Origin of the sequence: Stenotrophomonas sp. CCNWLW57, from assembly GCF_037203925.1 — a bacterium.
GTDB lineage: Bacteria > Pseudomonadota > Gammaproteobacteria > Xanthomonadales > Xanthomonadaceae > Stenotrophomonas > Stenotrophomonas rhizophila_A.
In genome coordinates, this window is the sequence record NZ_JBBCBJ010000003.1 from 486331 (window position 1) to 504192 (window position 17862).

11 protein-coding genes are annotated in these 17862 nt (G+C 67.5%); 1 reads left to right on the top strand and 10 read right to left on the bottom strand.

Annotated elements, in window-relative coordinates; all coding sequences use genetic code 11:
- Nucleotides 1–132 precede the first annotated feature (132 nt).
- From V9K91_RS10125 to ligA, 8 genes are all read right to left on the bottom strand, one after another.
- The gene (locus V9K91_RS10125; RefSeq protein WP_336443202.1) at nucleotides 133–405 is read right to left on the bottom strand and encodes a transposase; all 273 of its coding nucleotides are present in this window, start codon (nucleotides 403–405) and stop codon (nucleotides 133–135) included.
- Nucleotides 406–442: 37 nt separating this feature from the next.
- Complete coding sequence (locus V9K91_RS10130) at nucleotides 443–2992, bottom strand: membrane-bound PQQ-dependent dehydrogenase, glucose/quinate/shikimate family (protein WP_336443183.1); 2550 nt, start codon at nucleotides 2990–2992, stop codon at nucleotides 443–445.
- A gap of 243 nt (nucleotides 2993–3235) precedes the next feature.
- A complete protein-coding gene (gene gyrA, locus V9K91_RS10135) occupies nucleotides 3236–5950 on the bottom strand; it encodes a DNA gyrase subunit A (protein ID WP_210130572.1) in 2715 nt (904 codons plus the stop codon).
- A gap of 280 nt (nucleotides 5951–6230) precedes the next feature.
- Nucleotides 6231–7292, bottom strand: a complete 1062-nt coding sequence (gene mtnA / locus V9K91_RS10140) for an S-methyl-5-thioribose-1-phosphate isomerase (protein ID WP_336443184.1) — start codon at nucleotides 7290–7292, stop codon at nucleotides 6231–6233.
- A 20-nt stretch (nucleotides 7293–7312) separates the two neighbouring features.
- Nucleotides 7313–8014 (bottom strand): DUF3011 domain-containing protein, encoded by a 702-nt coding sequence (locus tag V9K91_RS10145; protein WP_184127086.1) that lies wholly within the window; start codon nucleotides 8012–8014, stop codon nucleotides 7313–7315.
- A gap of 156 nt (nucleotides 8015–8170) precedes the next feature.
- A complete protein-coding gene (gene epmA, locus V9K91_RS10150; protein WP_306988219.1) occupies nucleotides 8171–9115 on the bottom strand; it encodes an EF-P lysine aminoacylase EpmA in 945 nt (314 codons plus the stop codon).
- Nucleotides 9112–9597 carry a GNAT family N-acetyltransferase gene (locus V9K91_RS10155; protein WP_068852860.1) on the bottom strand — a complete coding sequence of 162 codons (486 nt, stop codon included), beginning with the start codon at nucleotides 9595–9597 and terminating at the stop codon, nucleotides 9112–9114. Before V9K91_RS10155 ends, epmA begins: the two co-directional genes overlap by 4 nt.
- An 18-nt stretch (nucleotides 9598–9615) precedes the next feature.
- Nucleotides 9616–12114 (bottom strand): NAD-dependent DNA ligase LigA, encoded by a 2499-nt coding sequence (gene ligA, locus V9K91_RS10160; protein ID WP_336443185.1) that lies wholly within the window; start codon nucleotides 12112–12114, stop codon nucleotides 9616–9618.
- Between the two features lie 163 nt (nucleotides 12115–12277).
- Between ligA and V9K91_RS10165 the strand changes: the two genes are divergently transcribed.
- Nucleotides 12278–13399 (top strand): pyridoxal phosphate-dependent aminotransferase, encoded by a 1122-nt coding sequence (locus V9K91_RS10165; protein WP_095362733.1) that lies wholly within the window; start codon nucleotides 12278–12280, stop codon nucleotides 13397–13399.
- Nucleotides 13400–13402: 3 nt separating this feature from the next.
- Here the strand turns inward: V9K91_RS10165 and zipA are convergent, their stop codons facing one another.
- Together zipA and smc are read right to left on the bottom strand one after the other, a co-directional pair.
- Nucleotides 13403–14137, bottom strand: a complete 735-nt coding sequence (zipA, locus tag V9K91_RS10170; protein WP_095362734.1) for a cell division protein ZipA — start codon at nucleotides 14135–14137, stop codon at nucleotides 13403–13405.
- 43 nt (nucleotides 14138–14180) lie between these two features.
- Nucleotides 14181–17684, bottom strand: a complete 3504-nt coding sequence (gene smc, locus V9K91_RS10175; protein ID WP_336443186.1) for a chromosome segregation protein SMC — start codon at nucleotides 17682–17684, stop codon at nucleotides 14181–14183.
- Nucleotides 17685–17862 lie beyond the last annotated feature (178 nt).

A 17862-nucleotide genomic window follows, 5' to 3' on the forward strand; every position in this document is an offset into this window, starting at 1 on the left:
GTCGGCTGCTTTTGCTTTTGGGGGTTGATTTGCTGGTCGGGTGTTTTTTTGTTTCGCGAAGAGCAGCCGACTAACAGTCGGCTCTACCGTCGGCTCTACCGTCGGCTCTACCGTCGGCTTTGCTCCTTCCCTCTACAGCTCCCATCTGCACCATGCGTGTGGATAGTCGCCTATCCGTTCCGCAAGATTCGCACGCACTGGATTGGCAAGAATGTACATCGCCTGTTCGCGCAGTGATTCGTCGCTCCGGATCGCATGGTCGTAGTAGCCCGGCTGCCAGACGGCGCCGCTACGCTTCCGACATCGATTCATCAGGTAGCTGCTGCGCGCCTTGAAGCGCTGCACGCAATAGCCCAGAGTGCGGGTCCGCAACTGCGCCAGCCAGTGGATGTGGTCAAGCATGATGACCCACGCAAGTGAGGCAGCCGACTAACAGTCGGCTCTACCGCTGGCTCTGGCCGTTTTTGCTTCCCTTTGGCAGCGCGTATGCCATCACGTAATCGCCGGCCCGGGTTTCCATGAAATGGTGGCCGCCGGCCATGATCACCACGTACTGGCGGCCGTCGTATTCGTAGACCATGGGGTTGGCCTGGCCACCGGCAGGGAGCTTGGCGTGCCACAGCTCCTTGCCGGTCTTCAGGTCGATGGCGCGCAGCAGGTCGTCGGTGGCGGCGGCGATGAAGATCAGGCCGCTGGCGGTGAGCGCGGCGCCGCCGTTGTTCGGGGTACCGATCTCGATCGGCAGGCCGGAGCGGATGCCGAACGGGCCGTTGCCGCGCGCGCTGCCGAACGGGCGGTCCCAGAGCAGCTGGCCCGTGCGCAGGTCGATGGCACGGATGCCCCCATACGGCGGCTGCTTGCACAGCAGTCTGGTGAACGGCAGGCGCCAGCCGGCGTTGACGTCGATGGCATACGGGGTGCCGGTCTGCGGGTCCCCTGCCCCTTCGGCGCCGCCGCGGTCGGCACGCACCTGCTCGCGTGGCACCCAGCCCTTGCGGTCCGCTTCGGCGCGCGGCACCAGCCGGTTGTAGTTGGGCATGTCGTTGTAGTTGGCCACGATCACGCCGTGGCGCGGATCCACCGCGACGCTGCCCCAGTCCGAACCGCCGTTGTAACCCGGGTATTCGATGGAATGGCGGTCTGCAGTGGGCGGCGTGTAGAAGCCCTGGTAACTGGCCTTGCGGAACTGGATGCGGCAGACCAGCTGGTCAATCGGCGTGATGCCCCACATGTCGCGCTCGGTCAGGTCGGGCTTGCGCAGCGTGTGGTACAGCGAAAAACGCTGGGTCGGCGCGCGTTGTTCGGGCTCAACTCCGCCGCCGGGCACCGCGCGCTCTTCCGCCGGCGTCAGCAGTTCACCGGTGCGCCGGTCCAGCACGTACAGGTCGCCCTGTTTGGTCGGCAGCAGGATCGCCGGCACCTTGCCGGCGGCGGTCGGGTAATCGATCAGCGTGGCCTGTGAGCCGAGGTCGTAATCCCAGACATCCTTGCGCACGGCCTGGAAGTTCCACACCGGTTTGCCGGTGGCCACGTCCAGCGCCACCAGCGAGGTCGCATAGCGGTTCTGGTTTTCAGTGCGCGAACCGCTCCAGTAATCGCCCGCCGAATTGCCCATCGGCAGGTACACCAGTCCCAGCTGCTCATCGCCGGTCGCAGTGGTCCACATGTTGGGGGTGCCGCGCGTATACGTCTGGCCCTGCGGTGGCAGCCCACTGCGGTCGGGTGCATCCATGTCCCACGCCCAACGCAGCTTGCCGGTCTGTGCGTCGTAGGCCTGGATGACCCCGGACGGGGCATCGCGGCGCTGTCCGTCCAGCACCTGGTGGCCGGTGACGATCACCCCGCGCACGATCGCCGGCGGCGAGGTAATGGATACATAGCCCGGTGGCACCTCGCCCATGCCCAGGGTGATGTCGACCTGACCATTGTTGCCGAAGCCCGGGCACGGACGGCCGGTGGCGGCGTCGACGGCGATCAGGCGCCCATCCAGCGTACCCTCGATGATGCGCGCCGCGCACAGCGCGCGGTTGCCCGCGGCGAGCGGCCGGTTGCCCATGCTGGGTGGGGGTTCGGGCAGCGCCAGGTCGGCGGCGACGTCGGCCAGCACCGGATCCACCTGCGGCACGCCGGGCACTTCGTAGTAGGCCACCCCGCGACATGCGGCCGTGTAGGGAATGGATGCGTCTTTCACCTTGGGATTGAAGCGCCAGCGCTCCTTGCCGGTGGCCGCGTCCAGCGCGATGAGCTGGTTGCGCGCGGTGCACAGGTACAGGCTGTCGCCCACCTTGAGCGGGGTGGTCTCAGCGCCCCAGCGCTTCTTCGGCAGGTCGCCGGTGCGGAACTGCCAGGCCAGCTCAAGGTCGCCAACGTTGGCCGGGGTGATCTGCTGCAGCGGTGAATAGCGCGTGCCCGCGTTGCTGCGGCCCCAGGCGGTCCAGTCGCCCGGGGCGGGCTGGTCGGCCGGTTGCGGGCTGGCCTCGCGGGTCGGGGCGAGTCCGGTACCGGCGGCATCGACCGGGAACGCCTGCGCACCGGCCACTGCCCCGTGCGGGACGAAGGCCAGGGTGAATGCCACCGCGAACACCAGTCCCAGCACCCCGGCCAGGGTGCGGGAGATGCGACGCGGCACCGGCGTGCGCAGGGTTGGCAGCAGCAGTGCCAGCAGGAAGCCCAGCGCGGTGACCAGGCCCAGGCGCGGTACCCAACGCCAGTAGTCACTGCCCGATTCCCACCATGTCCAGAGCAGCGTACCGACGAACACCAGGAGGTAGGCCCATGCGCCGGCGCGGCGATTGCCCCACAGCAGCACGCCTGCGGCAAGCAGTCCTGCCCCGGCCACGACGTAGTACCAGGACCCGCCCAATTGCGCGAGCCAAGCGCCCAGGCCGCCCAGTACAAGTCCGAGGAGCAGCAGGACCAGCGCGAGCACGGTGATCAGGGGGTGGCGCGGCGGCAGCACCACGGGCGGCTCTGAGGTCGGCACAGCGGACATCGGTGTTCTCCCCGGTACGGCGGAACCCTGGATGCTGCCGGCCTCCCCTGCTGGCCGGTTTTTTTGAAGCTTATGCCTGTTCGGGTGTGAATGGGGTGGGATTTTCTTCGGGCTTTCGGATGGGCCGCCTGGGCCGGCCAACGGCCGGCGCTACCGGGCATTGAGCGCGCCGGCGGGCTCCAGGTTCCGGAAACGAAGAACGCCGGCGTTGGCCGGCGTTCTTCGTAGTGCGTTGCGGGTGGATCAACCCTGCGGGTTTTCGTCGCCTGCGACCGGTGCCGGGGCGGTGTCGACCGGCGTTGCGGCAGTCTCCACGTCGTCCTCGACATCGTCGATGGACGCATCCATCCGCTCCACCGCCTGCAGCTTCTCGTCCTTGGACAGGCGGATCAGGGTCACGCCCTGGGTGTTGCGGCCCACGCGCGAGATTTCCGAGCCGCGGGTACGCACCAGGGTGCCACCGTCGGAGATCAGCAGGACCTCGTCGCGCGAGCCCATCAGCACCGCGCTGACCAGCTTGCCGTTGCGCTCGGTGGTCTGGATGCCGATCACGCCCTGGGTGCCACGACCCTTGCGCGGGTAATCCGGCAGCGGGGTGCGCTTGCCGTAGCCGTTCTCGGTGGCGGTCAGGATGTACAGCATGCTGTCGTCGTCGCCACCCTCGATCACGGCATCGCCGTTCTCGACCGTGGTCTCTTCCACCTGCACGTCGTCTTCGCTCTCGTCCTCGCTGCCGCCGGCACGTTCGGCCACGATCAGGCTGACCACTTCCTCGCCCTTGGCCATCTTGATGCCGCGCACGCCGGTGGCGGTACGGCCCATCGAGCGGACCCGGTCCTCGCCGAAGCGCACGGTCTTGCCGTTGGAGGCGAACAGCAGGATGTCGCGGTCGCCATCGGTCAGGCCGACGCCGACCAGCGCGTCACCCTCGTCGAGGTTGATCGCGATCTTGCCGCGCGCCAGGCGGAACGCGAACTCGCTGAGCGGGGTCTTCTTGACGGTGCCGTTGCGGGTGGCGAAGAACACGAACTGGCCTTCGGCGTACTCGCGTACCGGCAGCACGGCCTGCACCCGCTCACCGGATTCCAGCGGAATCCAGTTGATGATCGGGCGCCCACGCGCATTCGAACCGGCTTCGGGCAGCTGGTGTACCGGCAGCCAGAACACCTTGCCCGAGCTGGTGAAGGTCAGCAGGGTGTCATGGGTGTTGACCAGCCACAGCTGCTCGATGAAATCCTCTTCCTTGGTCGACGCCGCGCTGCGACCACGGCCGCCGCGACGCTGGGCACGGTAGGCACTGACCGGCTGGCGCTTGACGTAACCGGCGTGCGACACGGTGACCACCACGTCTTCCGGCGCGATCAGGTCCAGGATGTCCAGGTCTTCTTCGCTGTGGCGGATCTCGGTGCGGCGTTCGTCGCCGAACTCGGTGCGCACGTTGACCAGCTCTTCGCGGATGACCTGCAGCAGGCGGTCCGGATCTTCCAGGATGTGGATCAACCCGGCGATGGTTTCCAGCAGCTGCTTGTACTCTTCGGTCAGGCGGTCCTGCTCCAGCCCGGTCAGGCGGTGCAGGCGCATTTCCAGGATCTGGGTGGCCTGGATCTCGGTCAGCTGGTAGCCACCCTCGATCAGGCCCACGCCCTTCGGCAGGTCTTCCGGACGCGAGGTTTCCGCACCGGCCGCACCCAGCATCGAACCGACCAGGCCCGGTTCCCACAGGCGCGCGAGCATGCGCTCGCGGGCTTCGTTGGGATTGGGCGAGGTCTTGATCAGTTCGATCATCTCGTCGATGTTGGCCAGCGCAACGGTCAGGCCTTCCAGCACGTGGGCACGGGCGCGCGCCTTGCGCAGCTCGAACACGGTGCGGCGGGTGACCACTTCGCGGCGGTGGCGCACGAAGGCCTCGAGCATCTGCTTGAGGTTCATCAACTGCGGGCGGCCATCGACCAGCGCCACCATGTTGATGCCGAACACCGATTCCATCTGGGTCTGCTGGTAGAGGTTGTTCAACACAACTTCCGCCGACTCGCCGCGCTTGATTTCGATGTAGATGCGCATGCCGTCCTTGTCGGACTCATCGCGCAGCTCGCTGATGCCTTCGAGCTTCTTTTCCTTGACCAGCTCGGCGATCTTTTCGATCAACCGGGCCTTGTTCACCTGGTACGGGATCTCGGTGACGATGATCGATTCGCGGCCGTTGTCGGCCACTTCGATATCGGCCTTGGCGCGGATGCGCACCCGGCCACGACCGGTGCGGTAACCGGCGACGATGCCGGCGGTACCGTTGATGATGCCGGCGGTGGGGAAATCCGGGCCCGGGATGTACTCCATCAGGCCGTCAACGTCGATCTCGGGGTTCTCGATCAGCGCGATGCAGGCGTTGATCGCCTCGGTCAGGTTGTGCGGCGGGATGTTGGTCGCCATGCCCACCGCGATACCGGCCGAACCGTTGACCAGCAGGTTCGGGAACCGGGTCGGCATGACCGTCGGCTCCAGTTCCTTTTCGTCGTAGTTGGGCTGGAAATCGACGGTTTCCTTGTCGATGTCGGCCATCAGCTCATGGGTGAGCCGCGACATGCGCGCTTCGGTGTAACGCATCGCCGCGGCGGAGTCGCCGTCGACCGAACCGAAGTTACCCTGGCCGTCCACCAGCATGTAGCGCAGCGAGAACGGCTGCGCCATGCGCACCAGGGTGTCGTACACCGACTGGTCGCCATGCGGGTGGTACTTGCCGATGACGTCACCGACGATACGCGCCGACTTGTAGTAAGGCTTGTTGCTGTGCGCGTTCAGCTCGTTCATCGCGTACAGCACGCGGCGATGCACCGGCTTGAGGCCATCGCGCGCATCCGGGAGGGCGCGCCCCACGATCACGCTCATGGCGTAATCGAGGTAGCTCTTGCGCATCTCGTCTTCCAGGTTGACCTGGATGATTTCCTTGGCGTTTTCTGCCATTCGGGTTCCGTTGTCTGGTAGCGGTCCAGTCCGTCGCGCCGGCCCTTGCGGGGCGGCGGCGTCGGAATCTCGATTAACTGACGGAGTCTACCACAACGGGGCCCTTTCCGCCGCCGTTTACGGTGTTTTTATCTGCAGGAATCAGGGACTTAGGTGCGGCTTCGGGACAATTGCGCAAGACCGCCGATGTGAGGGCCGATCGGCACCGCCTGGGGCCGACCAACGGTCGGCGCTACCGCAACCGCCGGCCGTTGGCCGTTGGCCGTTGGCCGGCCCACGGTCAACCGAACGCAGCCTGCATGTTGGCCACGGTGGGATTCAGGATCACGCCCTTCTCGGTCACGATGGCGTCGATCAGCTCGCCCGGGGTGACGTCGAATACCGGGTTCCAGGCGGCAATGCCTTCGGCCACGGTGCGGGTACCGCCCACGCCGTACAGCTCGCCCGGGTCGCGCTGCTCGATCTCGATCTGCGCACCGTCGGCGGTGTCCATATCCACCGTGGACGACGGTGCCACCACCATGAACTTCACCCCGTGGTGGCGGGCGGCGATGGCCAGCTGGTAGGTGCCGATCTTGTTGGCGGTGTCGCCGTTGGCGCAGATGCGGTCGGCGCCGACGATCACCCACTGCACCGCCCCGGTCTTCATCAGGTGGGAAGCGGCCGAATCGGCGATCAGGGTGGCGTCGATGCCGTCCTGCTGCAGCTCCCACACGGTCAGGCGCGCGCCCTGCAGCCACGGCCGGGTCTCGCCGGCGAACACCCGGCCGATGCGGTGCTGGGCCATGCCCGCGCGGATCACGCCCAGTGCGGTACCGAAGCCGGCCGTGGCCAGCGAACCGGTGTTGCAGTGGGTCAGCACGCCGCTGCCGGCATCGATCAGGCCGGCGCCCAGCGCGCCCATGTGGCGGTTGGCGGCCAGGTCTTCGTCGGCGATGGCCTGCGCTTCGCGGGCCAGCACCTGCGCCCAGTCGGCACCGGCGGGCGCCACGGCGCGGCGCATGCGTGCCAGCGCCCAGGCCAGGTTGACGGCGGTCGGGCGTGACGCGTTCAGGCGTTGCAGCGCCGGTTCCAGCTTGGCCAGCGCCTGCGCACCATCATCGGCCTGCACCTGCTGTGCGGCCAGCACCACGCCCCAGGCCGCGGCGATGCCGATGGCCGGCGCGCCGCGCACGGTCAGCGCATGGATGGCCTCGGCCACCGCGTCGCTGTCACGGCATTCCACGTGTTCGACCACGAACGGCAGCTTGCGCTGGTCGAGCAGCTGCAGGGAATCACCGGTCCACAGGATCGGACGGATGTGGTCGTAGCGGGCGTAATCGATGTCGGGGGATGCGTTCATCCCGTCATTGTAACGGGCGCTCAATTCACATGGAATTCGGCGCGGCACCCGTTGTCCACCCATACCCCGCGGGCATCCCAGCCCCAGTCGCGGCCTTCCTCGCAGGGGCTGCCGGACAGCTGCTTGACCAGCGTGGCGCTCTTGCTGATGCCGGCCCCGCAGAACCGGCGCTGGCGCGACTTGGATTCGCAGACCAGCGGGCGCGGTACATCGAGGAAACCACTGCCGTCGGCCGCGCCCACCTCGAAGTCCCCTTGGCAGCCCCGGGTGACCCACACCTCGTTGCGCTTGACGCCCCAGCTGTGCCCTTCCCGACACGGCATCGCCGACAACTGGCGCAGCAGCCGCACCGGCGCGCCCTGCAGGATCACCGGGCAGCTCTGCGGGCGGCCATTGGATTCGCAGCGCAGCACCCGGCGCACCTTGCGTTCGCCACCGCTGCTGGCACCGGGAGCGCCACGGCTGCGGAATTCGGCCCGGCAGCCGAGCGTGACCCACACCCCGGTGCGATCAGTGCCCCATTCCGAGCCGCGCACGCAACTGTTGTCGGACAGTTGGCGGACGAGGTCGACGCCGTTGGCGACCGGCATGTCGCAATGCACCCATTCCATGTCGCGCGACTGGCAGCGCACTACCTGCCCGGCATAGCCGGTTTCGGCCCACGCCGACAGCGGCAGGCAGGAGGCGAACAGCACCAGCCCCAACGCCGGCAGGCGCCACATCAGGGCGGACGGCGTTGGTGCAGCAGCTTCCACCCGTTTCATCAACTCCATACACGCCGCCACTGAACGATTACGTCGCCACCATCCGACATCGGGTGTGATCAGAGCATCATCACGCAACCCGTGCAAGACACTTTCATGGAGACTTCACTACGTTCAGGCGTGGGCGAAATCGAATGCCAGCACATCGGCAATCCGGCCGGTACGGTTCATCGCCATCAACAGGCGGTCCACGCCTACCGCCACGCCTGCGCAATCCGGCAGCCCGGGCAGTGCGTCAAGCAGTCGCTCGTCCAGCGGCGGCAGCACGCTGCCGCGTGCCTGCCGCACCGCGTGGTCGCGCACGAAGCGGGCGCGTTGTTCGTCGGCATCGTTGAGCTCGTGGTAGCCGTTGGCCAGCTCGACCGCGCCCAGGTACAGCTCGAAACGTTCGGCCAGCGGCGGCGTGCCCGGCCGCACCCGCGCCAATGCGGCCTGGCTGGCCGGCCAGTCATGCACCACCGTCATCTGGTCATCACCGAAATGCGGCTGGATGCAGTGGGTCATCAGCAGGTCCAGCCAGTCGTCGCGGGTCAGCCCGTCAGCATCGATGCGAACCTCGGCCAGCGGTGCCTGCAGCTGCTCAAGGCTGGCCTCGAACGGATCCAGCCCCACGTGCGACTGGTACAGACTGCGATAGTCGAGCACCTGCAGTGTCGCGTCGCGTCCGACCAGCGCCAGTGCCGCGCGCACCAGTGCCACGGTTTCGTCGATCAGGCGGCGATGATCCCAGCCCACCCGGTACCACTCGAGCATGGTGAACTCGGGATTGTGGCGTCCCCCCGCTTCGCCGTTGCGGAATACCCGGCCCAGCTCGTAGCAGTCGCCCACGCCCGCGGCGAGCAGCCGCTTGAGCGGGTACTCCGGCGAGGTGCGCAGCCAACGCTGGGCGCTGCCCGCATCGACGTGGCCACTGAAACGCGTGTGGAAACTGTCGATGTTGGGTTCGGTGTTGCCGGCCGCCGAGAGGATCGGCGTTTCCACTTCAAGCACGTCGCGTTCGGCAAAGAAGGCGCGGATCAGCGCGTTCAACGCCGCACGCTGGCGCAGCGTGGCGATCACGCGCGCGCGTCCCGCAGGCGGCTGGCCAGCTGCAGGGTGAGCAGGCTGCGGGTGTCATCGACATAGCCGGTGGCCAGGTACAACCGGCGCGCCAGCTCGTTGTGGTGGTTCACCTCCAGCCGCATGCGCTCCACCCCGCGCGCGTTGGCGCGCTGTTCCAGGATGGCCAGCGCCTGCTTGCCGCGGCCACGGCCGCGTGCGGCATGGCTGAGGTACAGCTCGTCGAGCAGCGCGAAATGACCGCCCTGCTCCAGGCTGAAGCCCATGGCCAGCGCGGCGTGGCCAACGACCTCACCGGTTTCGGACAGCCACAGCAGCACTTCACCGTTGCGCGGGTCTTCCAGCAGTGCGGCCAGGGCGCGGCGCACGCGCGCTTCGTCGAAGTCCAGCTGGTCTTCGGCATAGAACTCGCGCATCAAGCCGACCACCAGTTCGGTGTCGGCGACGGTGGCGAGGCGGAAGTCGAGGGGGGACGTCTGCATGAAGGATTCAATCCGTTTTCAGTGGGCCGCCAGGAACGCGACCAGGCGGTCTTCGTCCCAGACATCGATGCCCAGTTCGGTGGCCCTGGTGAGTTTGGAGCCTGCCTCGGTGCCGGCGACGACGAACGAGGTCTTTTTCGAGACGCTGCCGGCGACTTTGGCGCCCAGCGCTTCCAGGCGTTCCTTGGCTTCGTCGCGGCTCATCTGGGCGAGCGTGCCGGTCAACACCACGGTCTGGCCCTCGAGCGGTCCTTCGCTTTGGCTGGTGGCCTCAGGGGCGCGCTCCAGCAGGGTGCGCCGGTATTCATCGGCCTTGAGCAGCATCGGCCCATGCCCATCGTGGTCGAGCCAGTCGGCCACGCCCAGCGCCACTTCATTGGGCAGGCCGGCGGCGACCAGCTGCACCGGTTCGGCATCCAGCACGCTGGCGGCATCGGGCAGCATGGCGACCAGTTTCTCCGCGCGCAGGCGGGTGATCCCGGGGATTTCGGCCTCGACCAGCAGCTGCGCGAAGTCCAGCCCGTCGCGCAGCTTGGCGCTGGGCGGATGGGCGTCGCTGATGCGCACCTGCCCGACCTGCAGCAACGCGTCGATGGCCTCCTGGTTGCCCGGCTGCTCGAAGAAGTGGCCGAGCGAGCGCGCCACTTCACCGCCGATATCCGGCACGCGCTTGAACAGCGGCCACGGCAGGTGGCGGATCAGTTCCAGGTCACCGAACCAGGCGGCCAGCGCCTTGGCCGTGCTTTCGCCCACGTGCTGGATACCAAGCGCAAAGATCAAACGCTCCAGCGTTGGGGTCCGGCTCGCATTGATCGCGCCTCGAAGATTCTCTGCCCACTTCCTGGCATGCTTCTTCGGCCAATCGAAAGTCGCTCCGGACTGCCGGAGTAGGCCAAAGACGTATGCCCGCCAAGCGTCGCCAGCGAGATTCGCCGGGTCGAAAGCAGACTTCACATCGGACTCTTTGCGGAACAGATCTCGCGTCCGTTCATTAGCATCGGTAGCGATGATCGCGCGAAGGTCGCTGTCAATGCTCTCGCGCTCGCTGTCCAGAACAAACTTGACCAGCAGGAAATCGTCGATGGTGAGCGTGTACAGGTCGGCCGGCGATCTGATCACCTCGGTTTCGACCAGTAGATCGATGAAACGATCACCCAGCCCGTCGATATCCATCGCGCGGCGCGAGGCGAAGTGCGCGATGGCTTCCTTGCGCTGCGCCGGGCAGCTGAGCTCGCCCGAGCAGCGCCATGCGGCCGCGCCCTCCTCGCGCACGATCTCCGAGCCGCATACCGGGCACTGGGTCGGCATGCGCCACGGCGAGGTGCCCGCCGGGCGACGGTCGGCGATGACGCTGACCACTTCGGGAATCACATCGCCGGCGCGGCGTACGATCACCGTATCGCCCACGCGTACGTCCAGCCGCTTGATCTGGTCGGCGTTGTGCAGGGTGGCGTTGGAAACGATCACCCCGGCCACGGCAACCGGATGCAGGCGCGCCACCGGGGTGGCCGCGCCGGTACGTCCGATCTGGATTTCGATCGCCTCCACCGTGGTGGTCTGCTCCTGCGCCGGGAACTTGTGCGCGATGGCCCAGCGCGGAGCGCGCGACACAAAGCCCATCTGTTCCTGCCCGGCACGGTCGTCAAGCTTGTAGACCACGCCGTCGATATCGAAGGCCAGGCCGTCGCGGCGTTCGCCGATGTCACGGTAATAGGCCAGCAGGCCCTCGCCGTCCTCCACCACCTGGCACAGCTCGCTGACCGGGAAACCCCACTCCTTGAGCTGGGCCAGCGTGGCCGAATGGGTCGGCGGCAGTTCACCGCCCCGCACTTCGCCGATGCCGTAGGCATAGAAGCTCAGCTTGCGCCGCGCGCTCATCTTCGGATCGAGCTGGCGCAGCGAACCGGCGGCGGCGTTGCGCGGGTTGGCCAGCACCTTGCCTTCGTGCAGGCGCGCATCGGCGTTGTAGGCCTCGAAATCGGCGCGGGCCATGTACACCTCGCCGCGCACTTCCAGCACCTGCGGCCAGCCACTGCCCTGCAGCGTGTGCGGGATCACCTTGATCTGGCGCAGGTTGGCGCTGACGTCCTCGCCGGTGGTGCCGTCGCCACGGGTGGCGCCCTGCACGAAGCGGCCGTTTTCGTAGCGCAGGCTGATGGCCAGGCCATCGAGCTTGGGTTCGGCCGAGAAGCGCACGGTATCGCGGCGAAGGCGCTCACTGATGCGGCGCACGAAATCCTGCACTTCCTCATCGCTGAAGGCGTTGCCCAGCGACAACATCGGCACTGCGTGGCGCACCTCGGCGAAGCGAGACGCCGCCTTGCCACCGACCCGCTGCGTGGGCGAATCGGCATTCACCAGCTCCGGGTGCGCCTGTTCCAGCGCTTCGAGTTCGCGCACCAGGCGGTCGTACTCGGCGTCGGGAATCAGCTGCTCATCGCGGTCGTAGTAAGCCTTGCCGGCCTCGTCGATCTGGCGGCGCAGGATCTCGGCACGTTGGGCGGGGCTTGGACTCATGCGACAGGCATCCTGGTAGGGCTGTGAATTCTAGGCGCTGCCGTAAACAACGACCACCCGCGCGGTGCGCGTCGGATTCCGACGCACTACCGCCGAAGTGGCTTGCCGGCCCCGCCGCGTGGCGCTAGCGTGCCGGAATTGTCCCGCCTTGGGTGTTCCCGCCATGTCATCGACCGTCACGTCCCGCCGTTCCTTCCTGCAGCTGGCCGGTACCGGCCTGGCCCTGTCCGGTATCGGCCTGGGTCCTGCGGTTTCCAGCGCCGCCCTGCCCGCCCGCGCCGCGGGTACCGGCCCGGTGCTGCTCAACTTCAATGAAAGCCCGTACGGCCCGTCGCCTGCCGCGCAGGCCGCCGCGCGCGCGATCGTGGCCGACAGCGGGCGCTACCTGTTCGCCCTGGCGGGCGAGCTGCGCGATGCGTTCGCGCAGCAGGAAGGCCTGGCTGCGGAGCGCGTGCGGCTGTTTCCCGGCTCCAGCGAACCGTTGAACCGCGCCGCCGTGGTCTGGACCTCGCCCAGCGCCGGGCTGGTAGTGGCCGACCCGACCTTCGAAAGCCTGGGGGACTTGGCTGCCGCGCGCGGTGCCACGGTGGTGAAGGTGCCGCTGCGGGCCGATGGCGCCCACGATGTGCGGGCGATGGTGGATGCGGCCAGGCAGGTCAACGCCGGGTTGCTGTACCTGTGCAATCCCAACAATCCCACCGGCTCGATCACGCCCGCCGACGACATTGCCTGGTTGCTGGCGAACAAGCCGGTGCAGACGCGCCTGCTGGTGGACGAGGCCTACCTGCAGTTCAGCGCACAGCGCTCGGTGATCGCGCAGGTGATGCAGCGCGATGACGTGATCGTGCTGCGCACCTTCTCCAAGCTGTACGGCATGGCCGGATTGCGCTTGGGCGTGGCCGCCGCGCATCCGGACCGGTTGCGCGAACTGGCCAGCCTGGGCGACAACCCGCTGCCGGTGACGGCGTTGGCGGCGGGGCTGGCGAGCCTGCGTGAGCCTGGGCTGGTGGAACAGCGTCGCGAGCAGAACACGCGGGTGCGGCAGGCCACCGTGGAATGGCTGCAGAAGCGAGGTTTCCGCTGCCTGCCGACAGAGGCCAACTGCTTCATGGTCGATGTGCAGCGCGATGGCGCGGCATTCACCAGGGCGATGGCCGAACGTGGCGTGGTGATCGGCCGCAGCTGGCCGATCTGGCCGCAGGTCGTCCGCGTGAGCGTGGGCACCGACGCGGAGATGGCCGCGTTCCGCGACGCATTCTCAGCGGTAGTTGGATTGAAAGGGTGACGGTTACCAGCGCGGGGCTTTGGTCAGTGGCGGCGCCTGGTGCTGCCGGTCGTAGGCACGCAGCTCGTCACGGATGTGTGCGATGCGCTGGCGGCCGAGGCTGGCCTTGCTGTCGTCAAGCACGACCGCATCGAGCAGCTCGGCCATGCGCTCCACCGTCGGCAGCATCCTTTCCCAGGCATCCAGAGCGGTCATCGGCGCCGGCAGGGTCAGGAAGAAGGCGATGGCCGGGGTCTCCATCTCGCGGATGGTGGCCATGTCGAAACTGCCGGGCTTCATGATGCTGGCCATGGAGAAGATCGGGCCGCGCTCGGGGTGGCCTTCCACCAGCCGGTGGAACACGTTCATGTGGCCGAACACCAGGCCGGTCTTTTCGGCGGCCACCACGATGTCTTCGCCGCGCAGCATCTCGCCGGCGCGGGCGGCCACGAACAAGGACACGATCTTGTCGAAATCCTGGCTGGCGCGCTTGCCCAGGTCGCTGGCGGGGCTGGCATCCACCTCGGGCAGGCCCAGTTCGGCCTGGGTCACGCCGTTCTCATCAGTGAAGCCGGCGCCCGCGGCACCCGCTTCCTGTTCGCCCAGCAGCGGTTCACGGCGCTGGCCTGCAGCACCGTCGGCACCTTCCACGCGGCGGCCCTGCGATTTTTTACGCGGCCGGCCAAACAGGAAGATCGCAGCAATCAGCAGCAGGCCGGCGGCCAGGATGCCGATGCGGAGCATTGCCATGTCGGACATTCGAGGGGTCTCCGGCTAAATACGTTCAGGTAAGCATGGCACGTCAGGCCGCGCCCGCCAATCGTGCCGCCTCTTCCAGGTCCACGCTGACCAGGCGGCTGACGCCCGGCTCGCGCATGGTCACGCCCGAGAGCTGGTGCGCTGCCTCCATCGTGGCCTTGTTGTGGCTCACGAAGAGGAACTGCACCTTCTCGCTCATTTCCTTGACCATGTTGGCCAGGCGGCCCACGTTGGCTTCATCCAATGGCGCGTCCACTTCGTCCAGCAGGCAGAACGGCGCGGGGTTGAGCTGGAAGATCGCAAATACCAGCGCCACCGCGGTCATCGCCTTCTCGCCGCCGGACAGCAGCGAGATGCTGGACACCCGCTTGCCAGGCGGGCGCGCCATGATGGTCACACCCGTGTCGAGAAGGTCTTCACCGGTCAGTTCCAGGTACGCGTGGCCGCCACCAAACAGGCGCGGATACAGCTGCTGGACCCCGGCGTTGACGCGGTCGAAGGTGTCCTTGAAGCGGCCGCGGGTCTCGCGGTCGATCTTGCGGATGGCGTCTTCCAGGGTTTCCAGCGCGGTGGTCAGGTCGGTGTTCTGCGCATCCAGGTACTCCGAGCGCTGCGAGGCCTCGCCGTACTCCTGGATGGCGGCCAGGTTCACCGGCTCGAGCCGGCGCATGCGGCCATCGATCTGGTGCACGGTCTGTTCCCAGTCGCTGATGCGGGCATCTTCGGGCAGGGTGTTGATCACATCCTGCAGCACGAACCCGGCCTTCTCGACCGAGGCGGTGAGCTGTTCCGCGCTGAGCACCAGCGCCTGCTGGTCGAGCTTGCGCTGGGAAATGCGCTCGCGCTGGGCCAGGGCCTGTTCGTCGCGCTGGTGGCGGGTCTGTTCGAAGGTGCGCAGTTCGGCGTCGATGCCTTCCAGCAGCGTGCGCGCTTCGCCCAGCACGCGGTCGGCACGCACGCGCTCGCCGAGGGCGTTCTGGTGTTCGGCTTCCAGGGTCAGCACCGGCGAGTCGCCGTCGTCGAGCTGGGAATGCAGTTCGCCCAGGCGCGAGTCAAGCTGGCCACGCTGGGTGCTCATGCGCTCCAGGGCCTGGCTCAGCGAGGCCACCTGGGTGCGCTGCGATTCGAGGGTCAGGGCCAGCGAATGCGCACTCTCGCGCACGCTGCGCGCGGCTTCGCGGGCGCGGTCGCGGGCTTCGCCAAGCTGGCGGCGCTCGCTTTCCAGCGCATGGCGGACCGATTCCAGGTCGCCCATGCTGTTGACCGCTTCATCCAGGCGCGCACGGGCTTCGCGCACCTGTTCGCGGCTGGCGTCCAACGTCTCCAGCAGCTGCGAGAGCTCGCCTTCGATGCGGTCGATGCGGTTGCGGGCTGCTTCGACCTTGCCCTGCTGGCTCTGCAGCTGGCCACCCAGTTCGGACACGCTGCGGTGGGCAACGTAGAGCTGGCGCTGGGCGTCTTCGCGCTGCTGTTCGCCGGCCAGCAGCTGGTCACGGAATCCGGCCAGCCGGTTCTCCAGCTCGGCTTCGCGTTCCTGCAGGGTATCGATCTGTTCGCGCAGGCTGACGATCTCGCGTTCGCGCAGCAGCGCGCCCTGCTTGGCCGCGCCCGAGCGCGACACGCGGACCCAGCCTTCGCCCAGGCGTTCGCCGCCCCGGGTGATCACCGAATCGCCCTCGCCCAGCGAGGCCTGCAGCGCACGCGCCTGTTCCAGGTCCTCGGCGGCATGCAGGCGGGCCAGCAGGCGGCGGATCGCGGTGGGGCCCTCCACCTTGGCCGCCAGCGAGGTCGGGGCGACCTGCAGCGGGCTCTGGTCGGCGGAGACCAGCGCGATGCGCCCGTCACCCAGCTCGGCCAGTGCGCCCACCAGCTGTTCCGGGGCATCGACCAGCACGCCCTCGATCAGCTGGCCCAGCGCGCTTTCCACGGCGTTTTCCCAGCCGCTCTCCACCGTGAGGCGTTCGCCGACGCGCGCGCCCGAATCCAGCCCGTGCTGCTTGAGCCATGCCACCGCCGCGCCCTGCTCCTGCCCGAGCGCAGCCTGCTGCAGGGTTTCCAGCGAGGACAGCCGGCCACGCGCGGCCTGGGCCTGCTTGCGGATCTCGGCGAGCTCGGTCTGCCCGGTGCGCTGGCGCTCCTGCAGGCCGGCCACGGCTTCCTTGCGGGCTTCCACCTGCTCGGTGAGCCCGTCCAGCGAGGCTTTCTGGGTTTCGTGCTGCAGCTGCAGCGCTTCGAACACTTCGGCCAGCGCGTCCAGGTCCAGCCCGGTGCGCTCGCCAGTGAGGGCTTCGCGGCGACGATCGGCTTCGAGCACCTGGCGGTCAAGGTAGTCGACGCGGGTGCGCTCGACTTCACCGGCGCGCGAGGCTTCGGAGGTCGTGCGGGTATGTGCTTCCCAGCGCGCCTGCCAGTCGGCCAGTCTGGCCTCGGCGTCGCGCAGGGCTTCCTGCTTGATCTCGTTTTCTTCCTGCAGCTGTTCCAGCTGCGGCTCGGCCAGCTCCACCGCTTCGCGCAGGACCATCAGCCGGGCTTCGTCGCCGCTGATGTGCTGGCCCAGTTCGGCCAGCGCCTGCTGGGTTTCGTCGCGGGCCTTGTGCAGGCGCTGGGACATTTCGCGCTGGTGCTGGATCTGCTGTTCCAGCCGGGCCAGGGTGCTGCCCACCTGGTAGACCTCGGCCTGGGCGGTGCTCAGGGCATCGGCGGCTTCTTCACGGCGCACGCGGCTGGTTTCGATGCGGGCTTCGGCGTCGCGCTGTTCGGCGATGAACTGCTGCAGGCGGGTTTCTTCCTGGGACAGCGCTTCGCGCAGGCCGCTGAGGCGGGTATCGAGGTTGCGGAACTCGAGTGCCTTCCACTCGGCATCCTTGACCCGCCGCTCTTCCTGCAGACCCTGGTACTGCTCGGCCTGGCGGGCCTGGCGCTTGAGGTGTTCGAGCTGCTTGCCGATTTCATCGCGCAGGTCGCCCAGGCGGTCGAGGTTCTCGCGGGTGTGGCGGATACGGGTCTCGGTTTCCTTGCGGCGTTCCTTGTACTTGGAGATGCCGGCGGCTTCTTCCAGGTAAACGCGCAGGTCTTCGGGGCGGGCTTCGATGATCTGGCTGATCATGCCCTGTTCGATGATGGAGTAACTGCGCGGGCCCAGGCCGGTGCCGAGGAACAGGTCGGTGATGTCGCGGCGGCGGCACTTGGTGCCGTTGAGGTAATAGTTGCTGCTGCCATCGCGGCTGACGGTGCGCTTGACCGAGATTTCGTTGAACGAGGCGTACTCGCCACTGATGGTGTGGTCGGTATTGTCGAAAATCAGTTCGACGGTCGCCTGCGACACGGGCTTGCGCGCGGACGAGCCGGAGAAGATCACGTCGGTGAGCGAATCGCCACGCAGGCGGCTGGCCGAGCTCTCGCCCATGACCCAGCGCACCGCATCGATGATGTTGGACTTGCCACAACCATTGGGCCCGACCACGCCGGTCATGTTGGTGGGCAGATGCAGGGTGGTCGGGTCTACGAAGGACTTGAAGCCGGACAACTTGATCGTGGACAGACGCATGGCGTGGTTGGCTTTAGGACAGTCGCGATGGGCCGAGTATAACGGCGCGGGTGTTTTGCGGGCGGTTAGGGGCGAGCGGGCAGTTTCCGAGGCCGACCAACGGTCGGCGCTACCGGGTTTAGTCGCCCGGAAACAAAAACGGGCACCCTCGCGGGCGCCCGTTTCAGCGATTCCAGCC

What these genes read in the sequence shown, in the direction of transcription:
- ligA (WP_336443185.1), bottom strand. Translation starts at nt 12,114, where the DNA reads ATGAGTCCAAGCCCCGCCCAACGTGCCGAGATCCTGCGCCGCCAGATC.
- gyrA (WP_210130572.1), bottom strand. Translation starts at nt 5,950, where the DNA reads ATGGCAGAAAACGCCAAGGAAATCATCCAGGTCAACCTGGAAGACGAG.
- V9K91_RS10155 (WP_068852860.1), bottom strand. Translation starts at nt 9,597, where the DNA reads ATGCAGACGTCCCCCCTCGACTTCCGCCTCGCCACCGTCGCCGACACC.
- smc (WP_336443186.1), bottom strand. Translation starts at nt 17,684, where the DNA reads ATGCGTCTGTCCACGATCAAGTTGTCCGGCTTCAAGTCCTTCGTAGAC.
- mtnA (WP_336443184.1), bottom strand. Translation starts at nt 7,292, where the DNA reads ATGAACGCATCCCCCGACATCGATTACGCCCGCTACGACCACATCCGT.
- zipA (WP_095362734.1), bottom strand. Translation starts at nt 14,137, where the DNA reads ATGTCCGACATGGCAATGCTCCGCATCGGCATCCTGGCCGCCGGCCTG.
- V9K91_RS10165 (WP_095362733.1), top strand. Translation starts at nt 12,278, where the DNA reads ATGTCATCGACCGTCACGTCCCGCCGTTCCTTCCTGCAGCTGGCCGGT.
- V9K91_RS10145 (WP_184127086.1), bottom strand. Translation starts at nt 8,014, where the DNA reads ATGTGGCGCCTGCCGGCGTTGGGGCTGGTGCTGTTCGCCTCCTGCCTG.
- V9K91_RS10130 (WP_336443183.1), bottom strand. Translation starts at nt 2,992, where the DNA reads ATGTCCGCTGTGCCGACCTCAGAGCCGCCCGTGGTGCTGCCGCCGCGC.